The 13,027-nt window shown below is 45.2% G+C and carries 13 protein-coding genes and 1 tRNA gene; 1 reads left to right on the top strand and 13 read right to left on the bottom strand.

Annotated features, from left to right (window positions below):
• Nucleotides 1-279 precede the first annotated feature (279 nt).
• The 11 genes from lysS to tilS form a co-directional block, all read right to left on the bottom strand.
• A complete protein-coding gene (gene lysS / locus IRE19_RS18215) occupies nt 280-1,764 on the bottom strand; it encodes a lysine--tRNA ligase (protein WP_191716937.1) in 1,485 nt (494 codons plus the stop codon).
• Nucleotides 1,765-1,934: 170 nt separating this feature from the next.
• Entirely contained in the window at nt 1,935-2,426 is a 492-nt protein-coding gene (gene folK, locus IRE19_RS18210) for a 2-amino-4-hydroxy-6-hydroxymethyldihydropteridine diphosphokinase (protein WP_203341438.1), read from the bottom strand.
• Nucleotides 2,423-2,788, bottom strand: coding sequence for a dihydroneopterin aldolase (gene folB / locus IRE19_RS18205; RefSeq protein ID WP_203341437.1), 366 nt, complete (start codon nt 2,786-2,788; stop codon nt 2,423-2,425). Before folB ends, folK begins: the two co-directional genes overlap by 4 nt.
• The gene (folP, locus tag IRE19_RS18200) at nt 2,788-3,600 is read right to left on the bottom strand and encodes a dihydropteroate synthase (RefSeq protein WP_203341436.1); all 813 of its coding nucleotides are present in this window, start codon (nt 3,598-3,600) and stop codon (nt 2,788-2,790) included. The genes folB and folP overlap by 1 nt, the downstream gene beginning before the upstream one ends.
• Nucleotides 3,601-3,732: 132 nt before the next feature.
• Nucleotides 3,733-4,674: a cysteine synthase A gene (cysK, locus tag IRE19_RS18195; protein ID WP_203341435.1), complete on the bottom strand. Its 942-nt coding sequence runs from the start codon at nt 4,672-4,674 to the stop codon at nt 3,733-3,735.
• Nucleotides 4,675-4,805: 131 nt separating this feature from the next.
• Entirely contained in the window at nt 4,806-5,747 is a 942-nt protein-coding gene (locus tag IRE19_RS18190; RefSeq protein ID WP_203341434.1) for a peptidyl-prolyl cis-trans isomerase, read from the bottom strand.
• A complete protein-coding gene (hslO, locus tag IRE19_RS18185; RefSeq protein ID WP_203341433.1) occupies nt 5,731-6,612 on the bottom strand; it encodes an Hsp33 family molecular chaperone HslO in 882 nt (293 codons plus the stop codon). The genes IRE19_RS18190 and hslO overlap by 17 nt, the downstream gene beginning before the upstream one ends.
• Before the next feature lie 17 nt (nt 6,613-6,629).
• The gene (locus IRE19_RS18180; protein ID WP_203341432.1) at nt 6,630-7,397 is read right to left on the bottom strand and encodes a type III pantothenate kinase; all 768 of its coding nucleotides are present in this window, start codon (nt 7,395-7,397) and stop codon (nt 6,630-6,632) included.
• Nucleotides 7,398-7,512: 115 nt separating this feature from the next.
• On the bottom strand, nt 7,513-9,531 hold the full coding sequence (gene ftsH / locus IRE19_RS18175; RefSeq protein ID WP_191716929.1) for an ATP-dependent zinc metalloprotease FtsH: 2,019 nt from the start codon (nt 9,529-9,531) through the stop codon (nt 7,513-7,515).
• Between the two features lie 121 nt (nt 9,532-9,652).
• Nucleotides 9,653-10,204 (bottom strand): hypoxanthine phosphoribosyltransferase, encoded by a 552-nt coding sequence (hpt, locus tag IRE19_RS18170; protein WP_191716939.1) that lies wholly within the window; start codon nt 10,202-10,204, stop codon nt 9,653-9,655.
• Nucleotides 10,205-10,229: 25 nt separating this feature from the next.
• Nucleotides 10,230-11,627 carry a tRNA lysidine(34) synthetase TilS gene (gene tilS, locus IRE19_RS18165; RefSeq protein ID WP_203341431.1) on the bottom strand — a complete coding sequence of 466 codons (1,398 nt, stop codon included), beginning with the start codon at nt 11,625-11,627 and terminating at the stop codon, nt 10,230-10,232.
• Nucleotides 11,628-11,753: 126 nt separating this feature from the next.
• Here tilS and IRE19_RS18160 point away from each other — a divergent pair.
• A tRNA-Met gene (locus IRE19_RS18160) sits at nt 11,754-11,827 on the top strand.
• Nucleotides 11,828-12,013: 186 nt separating this feature from the next.
• On the opposite strand, the gene IRE19_RS18155 is transcribed toward IRE19_RS18160, so the two are convergent.
• Together IRE19_RS18155 and IRE19_RS18150 are read right to left on the bottom strand one after the other, a co-directional pair.
• Nucleotides 12,014-12,433 (bottom strand): S1 domain-containing RNA-binding protein, encoded by a 420-nt coding sequence (locus IRE19_RS18155; protein WP_203341430.1) that lies wholly within the window; start codon nt 12,431-12,433, stop codon nt 12,014-12,016.
• Between the two features lie 116 nt (nt 12,434-12,549).
• Entirely contained in the window at nt 12,550-12,972 is a 423-nt protein-coding gene (locus tag IRE19_RS18150; RefSeq protein ID WP_191716926.1) for an FtsB family cell division protein, read from the bottom strand.
• Nucleotides 12,973-13,027 lie beyond the last annotated feature (55 nt).

Raw genomic sequence — 13,027 nt, 5'->3', positions numbered from 1 at the left:
TGCGCGGGCCGTTTTGCGCGGCCGTTGCTGTATGTTGACGTTTTGCTGTTCAGTTTTCAAGGTTCAAGTTGTTTGCCGCGCTTATTGGCGACTTTTCAATATTACCAGCTTCCTAACAGGAAGTCAATAACTTTTTTACTTTATTTTCTTCCGCGTTATTTATTATGAAAAACGCGACAAGAAATAGTATAGCATCGTTTTAAAATAGAAACAAGTCTTTTTTTAAAAAAAGCCGATTTAAAGCTTTTTCACTTTAAACCGGCTATCCCTAAAGGCTTCTTATTCTTTCGGCCGCATTTGCGGGAACAATAAAACATCTCTAATAGAAGAAGAATTCGTCAACAACATGATTAAGCGGTCAATGCCTATTCCTAATCCACCCGTTGGCGGCAATCCGTATTCCAAAGCTTCTATGAAGTCCTCGTCCATTTCATGGGCTTCATCATTTCCTTCAGCCTTTTCGATCAACTGCGCTTCAAAACGTTGGCGCTGATCAATCGGGTCGTTCAACTCCGTAAAGGCATTGGCATGCTCACGGCGAACGATGAACAATTCAAAACGGTCAGTAAACCGCTCATCTTCAGGATTCTTTTTAGCCAAAGGCGATATCTCAACTGGGTGTCCGTAAACGAAAGTAGGTTGAACTAATTGCTCTTCTACTTTCTGCTCAAAGAATTCATTTAAAATATGTCCCACTTCCATAGTAGGCTTCACATCGATCTGATGTTCTTTCGCCAAAGCATGCGCTTCTTCTTTTGTCATCGGCTTCCAAAAATCAACACCTGTATATTCTTTTACGGCATCGGCCATATGTAGTCGTTTCCAACCTACAGCTAAATCAATCTCATCTTCCCCGTATTGGACAGTAGTAGTTCCCAAAACTTCCTGAGCAATATGGGCAACCAAGTTTTCAGTAAGCGCCATAATATCATTGAAGTCAGCGTATGCTTCATAAAGCTCCAGCATCGTAAATTCGGGATTGTGGCGTGTGGATATTCCCTCGTTGCGGAAGACGCGGCCAATTTCGTAAACTTTTTCAAGACCACCGACAATCAAACGCTTCAAGTGAAGTTCAATCGCAATGCGGATATATAATTCCATGTCCAACGCATTGTGGTGTGTAATGAATGGTTTGGCAGCTGCTCCCCCTGCAATTGAATGCAGCATCGGAGTTTCCACTTCCAGGAATCCTTCGTTATCCAAGTAGCGGCGCATCGATTGGATGATCCGGCTGCGCAGAATGAAAGTCTCTTTGCTGCTTTCGCTTGTCAGCAAATCCAAATAGCGCTGGCGGTAACGTTGTTCTACATCTTTTAAACCATGGAACTTTTCCGGTAAAGGACGCAACGCTTTTGTAAGGAACGTTACTTCTTTCGCTTTTACCGATAGTTCCCCTACGTTTGTTTTAAAGACAGTCCCTTTAACGCCTAAGATATCCCCCAAGTCGACTGTGTTGTAAAATTCATAAGCTTCTTCACCAATTGCATCTTTGCGGACGTAGATTTGAATCTGCCCTTTAAGATCCTGAATATGCGCAAAGCCTGCTTTTCCTTTTCCACGTTTTGTCATAACCCGTCCAGCAATGACGACTTCGTGCGGCGTTTCTTCAAGCTCTTCTTTAGAAAGCTCTCCGTATTGTTCGATAATTTCCTGCGACAAATGAGTCCGCTCAAAGCGGCCGCCGAAAGGATCCATTCCGTGATCACGGAATGCTTGCATTTTTTCGCGTCTCACCAATAATTGGTCATTTAATTCTTCTGACATGTCCTACACTCCTTTATCTATATAAAGCCAATCTCATTCATGTATTTCTCTATTGTACACAATTTCTTACCATACTACATAAAAAAGCTGCCACAAATTTGTGGCAGTCTCTGCATACACGCGAATCTTTGCTGCCCACATCTCCGCGTCCCACCTATTTAATACAGTTGTTAATGCGCATCCTGCAGAAACGCCGCGAGGCTATTATAGGATTTCCATAAAAGTACGCCATCAGTTTCTAGAGTTCCTGCCACTTCAAGACCAGGATCTATTTCCAATAAAGGGATGAGAACAAAAGCCCGCTCATTCATTCTTGGGTGCGGAACGGTAAGCCTAGCTGTTTCTATCCGGTCCTGATTGTATAGAAGAATATCAAGGTCAATTGTGCGCGGCCCCCATCTGACAAGACGCTTGCGGTTCAAGTTTTGCTCAATCATCTGGCAAACATCCAATAATGCCATCGCCGTCAATTCCGTTTCGAGCTGGACAACCATATTAAGGAATGGTTCCTGATCTGTGTAACCAACAGGATCTGTTTCATAGAGTGAAGAAATTTGGGTAACGGTAACAGCAGGCTGTTCCGCCAGCTGCGCGACAGCCTGCCTCAACATTTCAAAACGGTCGCCCATATTGGAGCCGAGTGATAAATAACTTAGGTTCATGAGAATTTCCCTCGCGTCAATTCGATGGCAACTGATTTATAGTGGCCAGGAATCGGCGGATCCGGCTTGATGAGCTGGACACGGATGCCTTGCACCAATGGAAATTCCGAAAGAATACGGCTGGCAATACTTTCTGCTACAGCCTCCACTAATTTTTTCGGCTCGCCTTCGACAATTGAACGGCAAGCTTCATAAACTTCTCCATAATGCACTGTATGTTCCAATGCATCCGTTTCTCCCGCCTTCTGCAAATCTACCGCCAATGAAACCGTCAAGCGAAATCGTTGGCCGAGTTTCGTTTCTTCAAGGAACACCCCGTGATAACCATAGAATTCCATATCATTCACGTGAATAAAATCCATCAGTCTTCCTCCTTGTATGGCCGCTTGCCATTGAGCGCATCCATCATCTTCACTACACGTACCGTTTCTTTTACATCATGGACCCGCACAATGTGGCAGCCTTGATTGACGCCATAGCAAACAGTAGCCAACGATCCTTCCAATCGCTCATCAACAGGAACATCCAAAATCTTTCCAATAAACGATTTCCTTGAAGTGCCGAGAAGAATCGGATAACCCAAGTTCGTAAGCTGGCCGATCATTTGCATCGCTTCAAGATTTTGCGCCACTGATTTAACAAATCCGACGCCAGGGTCAAGCCAGATATTTTCCCGGCTCACACCAGCCTTTAAAGAGATTTCTATACTTTCGTTCAAATCCTCCATAAAATCCTTTTGAAAATCCGTATATAACGTATCGTTACGGTTGTGCATAAGGATAATAGGCACATCCCATTTTGTCGCTATGCCTGCAATCGCGGGATCGTACTTAGCTCCCCAAATATCGTTGATGACGTGTGCACCAGCAGCAATCGCTGCATCGGCCACCTTCGATTTATAGGTATCAACGGAAATCAACACGTCAAACTGCCGGCGCAGTTCTTCGATAACAGGAACGATCCGTCCAATTTCTTCTTCATCTGAGATCCGCACATAGCCAGGACGCGTTGACTCGCCTCCCACATCAATGATGTCAGCACCATCTGCAATCATTTGCCGGGCATGCACTATCGCCTGTTCCACCCCATTGTATTTGCCTCCATCAGAAAAAGAATCCGGAGTGACATTCAGGATGCCCATAACGAGCGTTTTCTCATCGAAATTAATTTTCATGCAGATTCACCGTCCAAACTTTAAATATGTATCGATTTCCTGGGAAATAAAAGCGCGCCTTCATCTTACCTTAATTCATTGGTTTTTTTCCACAAAAAAAGAGCGGCCATTAAAGCGCACTCTTTTTGTATTTTAGTTGGATTCATCGAATTGGTAAAGTGGAGTACTTAAGTAGCGTTCTCCGTTGGATGGGATGATCGCCAACACTTTCTTGCCTTTGCCCAATCGTTTAGCCATCTGAAGAGCCGCGTAAATGGCAGCACCTGAAGATACGCCTCCAAGGATACCTTCTTCACGAGCTGCTTGGCGTGCAGTTTCATAGGACTGGTCGTTTGTGACTTGGATAATCTCGCTATAGATTTCAGTGTTCAATACAGCAGGAACAAATCCTGCCCCAATCCCCTGAATTTTATGCGGTCCCGGCTTGCCGCCAGACAATACTGGAGAATCCGTAGGTTCCACGGCCACGATTTGGATATCGGGATACTTCTCTTTCAATACTTGTCCCGCACCCGTAATCGTACCGCCTGTGCCGATCCCTGAAATGAAGGCATCCAATTGGTCGCCCATTGTTTCAACAATTTCCGGTCCTGTCGTCAAACGATGCACTTCAGGGTTTGCTTCATTGTTAAATTGCTGTGGCATGAACCAGCCGTTTTCAGCCGCTTTTTTCTCAGCAGTTTTGATGGCGCCATTTGGACCATTCATTCCGTCTGCTCCTGGCGTCAAGATTAACTCCGCTCCGTAAGCACGCAATAGATTGCGGCGCTCCATACTCATTGTTTCAGGCATAACCAAAACAGATTTATAGCCTTTTGCCGCTGCGATCATCGCTAAGCCAATGCCTGTGTTGCCGCTAGTCGGTTCAATGATGGTATCGCCTTCTTTTAGATCTCCGGACTTTTCAGCCGCCTCAATCATCGCCAGGGCAATGCGGTCTTTCACACTGCTGCCTGGATTGAAGTATTCTAATTTCAAGTAAACGTCCGCATCTTCAGGACCTGTTAATCGGTTTAACTTCACAATTGGGGTTTGCCCAATCAATTCAGTAATTGAATTTCCTACACGCGCCATATCTTCAACACTCCTAATCCCTAGTGATTTTGTCGACTTTAATAAAGCTAATGGTATCAATAAAATAGACCGTTTGTCAAATTGTATGAATTCATAAAAAATAGACGTTTCGTTGCCGAAACGTCCAGAATTTATTCTCCGTAAAACCATTCCGCGTCAAATTCCTGCCAGAATGCTTCCGGAGTGACCGATTGCGGCAATTGTTCCAATGCCAGCTCACGATTGATGTGGCCTTCTACATCTTCAAACGAAAATGTCTGGCCACCAACTTTTTCCGTTACAGAAATGATGGCGGTTTTGCCATTTTCAAGTGCCAAAGGAGATGACCAGCCGCCAACATCCACTTTCGCTACGTTCTTTGCGATATTAGCGTCTACGCCTGGCTCACCACTTGAAATATAGCCGATGTCGCCACCTAAATTACCGGTTGCGCTGTCGACCGAACGTTCACGGGCAGTCGCTTCGAAAGAAGAGCCTTTCTCCAGCTCTGCAATGGTTTCTTCCGCCTCTGCTACTGAGTTCAACATAATCATGCGCGTTCGGTAAGAATCTTTCACATCGTAAAGCGATTGATTGTCATCGTAAAAAGCTTTGATTTCGCTGTCTTCAATGACAATATCTTTCGTCAACACTTTTTCCAGAATCAATTGGGCTGCAACTTTCTCGCGTTGGCGTGTTTCATCCGCTGCGTAAAGAGCCGTCTCTGTACCGTCCTGCGAAGAGCGGAGAAGCGCCAGTTCCAAATCAATTTCTTTATCACTTACTTTGATTCCATAATCTTCCGCTGCAGTTGCCATTACTTTTTCGTTGACCAGTTCAAGCAATGCTTCGCGGCCATGCTGCTCTTCCATAGCAGCCAGCCACTCTTCCCGTGTAATCTCATCACCGCTGACGGAAGCGACTTTTTCCGCATTGCCGGTATCGTTGGGTATCAGCCATGCAATAAACCACAGGAAGTTAGCCAGCAGCAAAATGCCGATGACCAGCAGCACCGGTTTGGTCTTCAGATGTCTTTTCGGCTTTCCTGTGCCTGCCGGTGGCACAGGTCGCCGGTTATTATGACTGGAGTTCATTGATAAACGACTCAAGTTCCTCTTTAGAATAATGATACGTTTCCAGACAGAAATGGCATTGTGCTTCTGCCATGCCGTCTTCATCGATCATGTCTTGAATTTCTTTTTTCCCAAGCCCCAGAATAGCTGTAGCAAAACGGTCTTTAGAACAATTGCAGTCAAAATGTACCGGCATTTTATCAAGAATTTGAATATTTCCTTCTCCAAGCACTGCTTCAAGAATTTCTTCAGGTGATAATCCACGTTGAATCATTTTGGAAACAGGTTCGATTGCGGCTAATTGTTCTTCTAATTTCGTAATGGTTTCATCATCTGTATTCGGCATCAATTGAACGACAAAACCGCCAGCCGCCAATACCGAGTTGTCTGTATCCACCAGAACACCAAGTCCGACCGAGGAAGGAACCTGTTCGGATGATGCGAAATAATAAGTGAAGTCTTCAGCAATTTCACCCGATACAATCGGTGTCTGCCCTGTGAAATTGTCACGCATGCCAAGATCTTTGACAACGGACATCATGCCGTTCGTCCCAACTGCACGGCTGACATCCAATTTCCCTTTTTCATTCAAATCAAAATGCGTTTGAGGATTAGAAACATACCCACGAACGCCGCCTTTTGCGTTGCTGTCAACCAGCAATGCACCGATGGGTCCGCCACCCTCAAATTTAATCGTTACTTTGTCGTCGCCTTTCAGCATAGCGCCAAACATGACGCCTCCTGTCATGGCGCGCCCCAAAGCCGCTGAAGCTGTCGGCCACATCATGTGGCGGCGCTGTGCTTCTCCCACTGTTTTCGTACTGTCTACCGCAAATGCACGGACACTCCCATTAAATGCAAGGCCGCGTACTAAATAATCTGACACATTTATCGTTCCTTTCTTTACGCTTGGTTGCGTTTATAAATTAAATACAGTCCTTTTAATGTCAATAAAGGATCTACATAATCAATGATGGTCGACTCGCCGGCAATCAAAGAAGCCATTCCTCCAGTTGCAATGACAGTCGGTTTTTCCTTGCTTTGCTTTTTCATACGGGCCACAATGCCTTCTGCCTGGCCCACATAGCCAAAGATGATCCCAGCCTGCATAGCCGAAATTGTGTTTTTCCCAACGACATGGTCAGGCGTGGAAATATCAATCCGCGGCAATTTGGAAGCACGGGCATACAGTGCTTCTGTTGAAATATTGATGCCGGGAGCGATTGCGCCTCCCATGTATTGCTGCTTTTCATCAATGTAACAGAAAGTATTGGCAGTACCAAAGTCCACAATGATCAGCGGGCTGCCGTATTCATGAATAGCTGCGACTGCATTGACGATACGGTCCGCACCTACTTCTTTAGGATTATCATACTTGATGTTCAATCCCGTTTTTACACCCGGACCCACAATAAGGGCCTTTACGTGAAAATACTTTTGGCACATGCGCTCAAGCGCCGACATGATCGGCGGCACTACAGAAGACATAATAATGCCATCAATCGATGAAAATCCGAGTCCTGCATCGTTCAAAAAAGCTTTGATCTGCATGCCGTATTCATCTTCCGTTTTGTGGCGAAGGGTTTCCATTCGCCAATGATGTATTAACTGATCCTGGCTGTAGACACCCAGGACAATATTCGTGTTTCCTGCGTCCAATACTAGAATCATGATTTGCCCTCGCTTATTGACGAATTTCCAACACATCATACCATAATTTCAGGAAAGCAAAAAGCTGGTTGCCTCTCCCCTTCAAAGGGAACGGGCAACCAGCTCATCGTTTATCTTATTTGCGTTTTTCTGGAATCGGCTCTCCTACTGAAGTTGCTTCGCCTTCTTCTGATGGCAGGTCTCCAGCTGAAGGGTCGGATGACGCTCCTACTGCATCTGGGACATCGCTATCTTTTTTCAAATCAGGCGTGCTTTCATCCCCAAAGTCACCATTAAGTGACTCATACGAGCGTTCAGGAAGCGTTCCATGATCTTTCAAGTGAAGGATCTGGGCAGCATCCAGGGTTTCAACTTCAAGCAATGTATTCGCGATCAGTTTCAGAAGATCTTCGTTTTCAGTCAGAATCTCTTTCGTGCGGATATACTGCTCTTTGATGATGCGTTGAACTTCCTGATCGATTTCAAAAGCAATCGCATCAGAATAATTTTGTTCTGAGTTAAAGTCACGGCCCAGGAAGACATTCCCGCCTTGTGCCGTACCGAATTGGACAGGTCCAATCTTGTCACTCATCCCATATTCCGTAACCATGCTGCGGGCAATAGCCGTTGCACGTTGGAAATCGTTATGGGCGCCGGTTGATACTTCGCCGAATGAAAGATCTTCAGCCACACGGCCACCAAGCAATCCGGCAATCTTATCAAGCAATTCCGGTTTCGTCATAAAGTAACGGTCTTCTCTTGGAAGCATAACAGCATAGCCGCCTGCTTGTCCGCGAGGAACGATGGTTACCTTATGGACGATATCTGCGTCATCCAATATTAAACCGATGACAGTATGTCCAGATTCGTGGAATGCCACGATATTGCGTTCTTTTTTCGAAATAACGCGATTTTTCTTAGCAGGGCCTGCAATAACGCGGTCAGATGCTTCATCAAGATCTGACATATCGATTTTAAGCTTACTGCGACGGGCTGCAACAAGTGCCGCTTCGTTCAATAAGTTCTCCAAATCGGCACCCGAGAATCCAGGTGTACGCTGAGCGATCGCTTTCAAATCAACATTTTCGTCAAGCGGTTTGTTGCGTGCGTGTACTTTAAGCACTTCTTCACGGCCTTTTACGTCTGGACGGCCTACAGTAATCTGACGGTCAAAACGTCCTGGACGCAGCAACGCCGGATCCAGAATATCTGGACGGTTAGTTGCGGCAATAATGATGACGCCTTCGTTTGCACCGAAACCATCCATCTCTACCAATAGTTGGTTCAATGTCTGCTCACGTTCATCGTGCCCACCGCCAAGACCGGCGCCACGTTGGCGTCCGACTGCATCAATTTCATCGATGAAAATGATACACGGTGCGTTTTTCTTAGCGTTTTCAAACAAATCACGAACTCGGGAAGCCCCGACACCGACAAACATCTCAACAAAATCAGAACCACTGATGGAGAAGAAAGGAACCCCAGCTTCTCCGGCAACAGCACGCGCCAATAGAGTTTTACCAGTACCCGGAGGTCCAACAAGCAAAATCCCTTTTGGAATGCGGGCACCGATGTCTGCGAATCTGCGCGGATCTTTCAGGAAATCAACAACTTCTACAAGTTCCTGTTTCTCTTCATCTGCACCAGCTACATCGTTAAAGCGAACTTTATGCTTTTGATCATCATATAGCTTCGCTTTACTTTTGCCAAAGTTCATCACACGGCCGCCTCCGCCGCCTTGTGATTGATTAAGCAAGAAGAAGAAAAGGATAAAGATGATGATGAAAGGAATGATGCCAGTGAAAAATGAAACCCAACCACTTGTTTGTGGAGCTTTCAAATATTCAATTTCAACACCATCTTGTGCTTTGGCAACTGCATCGATTTCAGCAGTCAACGCCTCGTTCTCCAAAGGAATATTGGTAACGAAAGATTGCCCTTCTTCATAACCGGTCATTTTCCCGGTTACTTCGTAAACCATAGCATCCGGCTGGATCGTCACTTCTTCAATCTGCCCATTTTCCAATGCTTCCAAAAATTCGTTATATCCTATATTTTCAGTCGGCTGGTTACTGTTGTTAAAGGTACCCAGAATCCCGATAATAACTAGGAAAATCAGTAAATAAAATATGGTGTATCGAAATATCCGATTCATCCCGCGCCTCCTCATAAAGTTTCCCTAAAACTATACTAAATACTACCATAGGAACATTTAAGCATACAACGAAAAGGCCTTATTCCCGCTGTTAAATAAACAGACTGTGAACGAACATTGTCTATCCTTCTTCTCCACTATAAACTGCAGGCTTCAAGATTCCGATATAAGGCAGATTCCGATATCTTTCTGCATAGTCCAACCCGTAACCTACAACGAATGCATCAGGCACTACAAAGCCGACATAATCCGCTTTCAAGTCTACTTTCCGTCCTGTTGGCTTGTCCAGCAAGGTAACGATCTTGATTGATTTCGCTTTCCGGTATTTGAACAGGTCAACTAGATAACTGAGTGTTAATCCACTGTCAATGATGTCTTCGATGATCAGGAGATCACGCCCTTCGACACTGGCGTTCAAGTCTTTGATGATTTTAACTTCTCCAGAAGAAACGGTAGCGTTGCCGTAGCTTGAGACATCCATGAAATCCATTTCGACGTAACCGTCAATGCGTTTCATCAAATCGCCCATGAAAGGCATTGCACCTTTTAAGACGCCGATAGCCAACGGATATTTGTCTTTGTAGTCCTCTGTCAACACCGCTCCTAATTCACGGGCTTTTTCCTGTAACCGTTCTTCACTGATCAATACTTCTTTAATGTCATTCTGCAAAATGGTGGACCTCCTAGTATTCCTTGTTTTACATTCTATTAAATTGTTCAATTAGTACCCAATTGTCTCCGTCACATCTTTGCTGGCTGACCTTGGCGGATGGGCGTATGCCTGGCACTAATAAAAGTTCGTTTTTGTCAGTCGCAATGACAGGCCAACTTTCTCTCATAGGCACAGGGATTTTTTCATCAATCATCAAGCGGGCCAATTTTTTCGGTTGATCCATTCCAGCAAGCAGAATCCGGTCTCCCGGTTTTCTGTTCCTTACAAAGAATCGCGAATCTTCCGGTGCGCAAAAATGCCAGACCGCAGCATCTTCCGCTTGTTCAAATTGGGTGAACGGCAGCACTCTGTATCGGCAGCCACAATAAACTTGCGACCAATCCCCGGTAAGGCGTACAGGGTCTGTTCCGGCCACTTTTTCCAGCGATTGGCGATTGAGGAAAACCGTGTCGTATTGGCGGGTCGCTACATAATTTTGCGGCAAATGTAAAAAAACAGTGCCCGCTGAACTCTGCATCATCTCCTGCATTTGCTCAACCAGCTGTCTTGTTACGGGAACTTGCTTCCGATTATATAGATAGTTTAATAGTAGTAGAACCATTCTTTTTTGTAAAGCATACGCTTCAAGTCTGAAACTTTTGGCAGACAAACTGATTTCATCTTCTTTCACCTGGATCAACTGCCGTAATTTCTCTTGGGCCAAATCCTGGAGAAACTGCTGATCCTGCTGCATGTCTTCAGCCAACTCCACGAAATTTTGGGAGACTTGGCTGTTTTCCTCTTTAAGGAGCGGCAAAATCCGCTGGCGCAGACGATTCCGCGTATAGACTGCTTCTTGGTTACTGGAATCTTCCCGATAAGAGACTTTATGCTGCGCAGCGTACGCGGCAACCTGTTCCTTGGTTACTGACAATTGAGGGCGTACCAAAGAGCCCCGACCGAACGGACGACTGGCCTGCATCCCGAATGACCCGTTCTGAAGGCTTCCTCGCACGCCTGACATAAGAATCGTTTCGAGTTGATCGTCGGCATGGTGTGCGGTTGCAAACTTAGCGGCACCGGTCTGTTCCATGACTTCCTGAAAATAATCATATCTTTCCGAACGGCATACCTGCTGTTTGTTGCCGCCTTGTTCTTTCCATATGGCCGGAATTGGAATCGCCCGGCTAAAGCATCCGATTTCCCATTCAGTCGCTGTCGCTTCCGTGAACAACCGATCCTGATGGGATTCCTCGCCTCTCAACATATGGTCGACATGCACTGCAGCCAGCGAAATGCCAAGCTCCTCTTTTTTTGAATTCAGGAAATGGAGCAATACCATGGAATCAATCCCACCTGAACAGCCTACCAACACCAGATCGCCTGGTTCAAATAATCGGTGTTTGTGGATATGCTGCATCATCAGCTCTTGAAAACTCTTCATTTCCTCACCTCACTTGCCTAAGCCTTCTTTCTTCAAATACTGGAGAAGGTTAGGTTAAAAAAATTTCAATTTGCAATTGACATGTCCAGCATTCAATAGTATGCTATTAAATGTTCGTTTAAACAAGGCGGCGTAGCTCAGCTGGCTAGAGCGTACGGTTCATACCCGTGAGGTCGGGGGTTCGATCCCCTCTGCCGCCATCATTTTTCAATTGAATACCTTAACACCAAGCAGCGCCTTTATAAAGGCGCTGCTTTTTTTCACGGAAACCTTCGGCAAACTTTTGGAATGTGCTAAAAAAAACGCTTCCCAAAGTGAGAAGCGTTTCAATATTAAATTCCAGCTGAGTTGAAGCATTTCCCTATACTATTAAAACAGCTAGCAAGTTAGCCTCTTTTTGCCCCTCTGCCGCCACGTTTTGATTCAGTAGCGCGTTTTAAGGTCGTCATGTTTTCTTCGCTGTCTTTCAAGAACTTCGCCATTTTAGTTTCAAAGTTCTCTTTTGGAGCGCGATCAAATGAACGATTGCTTGGGCGTGGTCGTTGTGGTCGTTCTGTTCCGCCTTCTGGCTGTGGCTTCGCTTTACGAATGGAAAGACCGATTTTACCGTCTGCTTCTACATTCATGACTTTCACTTCTACCATTTCGCCAACTTTAAGATGATCGTTGATATCTTTGACATAATTGTCGGCGACTTCACTTATATGCACGAGGCCTGTTGCACCAGTTGGAAGCTGAACAAATGCTCCAAAGTTTGTAATACCTGTGACTTTACCTTCTAACTTGCTGCCTACTTCAATCGACATAAAAAAAATGCTCCTCCTTAAAAATTAAGATGACTCCAAAAAGCTGGGCCACACTGTCATTTTGCGGGACTTGTCCCACTTTTTATTATAACCATCAAAAAAAGAGTGTCAACCGACTACTCTTCTTCTGATGGTTTTTCTTCATCTTTTTTTTCAGTATTAGGTGTAGTGAAAATGATTTCTCCTTCATCTGATAGGAAATAATCTTTGCGCGCTAATTTCGCTAAATATTCTTCATCATTCAGTAGTAGAATTTGCTCTTCCAGTTGGCTCTGCTGTTTTTCAACCTCTTCAAGCTGCTGCAAAGCTTGTATACGAAGCTCTTCTTTTTCAGAAATCGTCTGTGTTTGTGCATAAATGGTGGAGCCTACCCAAATGGTGGCCATCAGGACCAGCAGGCCAAAGACGGTCAATCGTCTGAACAACCGGACTCGATGCGCTTTTTTGCGTTCCCCTTCCATTTCTACTGAACGGACATAGTCATTGCGAATTGAGGTGACTTCGCGCGTTTCCGCCTTTTGATCTCTCTTCAAACTCATGACCCGCTCCCCTTCCCTACTAACTTTGTCATTATTATACATGAAAACCCTTGAT

The sequence above is a fragment of the Planococcus beijingensis genome, from assembly GCF_016820615.1.
Classification (GTDB): domain Bacteria; phylum Bacillota; class Bacilli; order Bacillales_A; family Planococcaceae; genus Planococcus; species Planococcus notacanthi.
The sequence above is the reverse complement of the archived record's forward strand: the minus strand, read 5'-3'. Positions and strand labels throughout refer to the sequence as shown.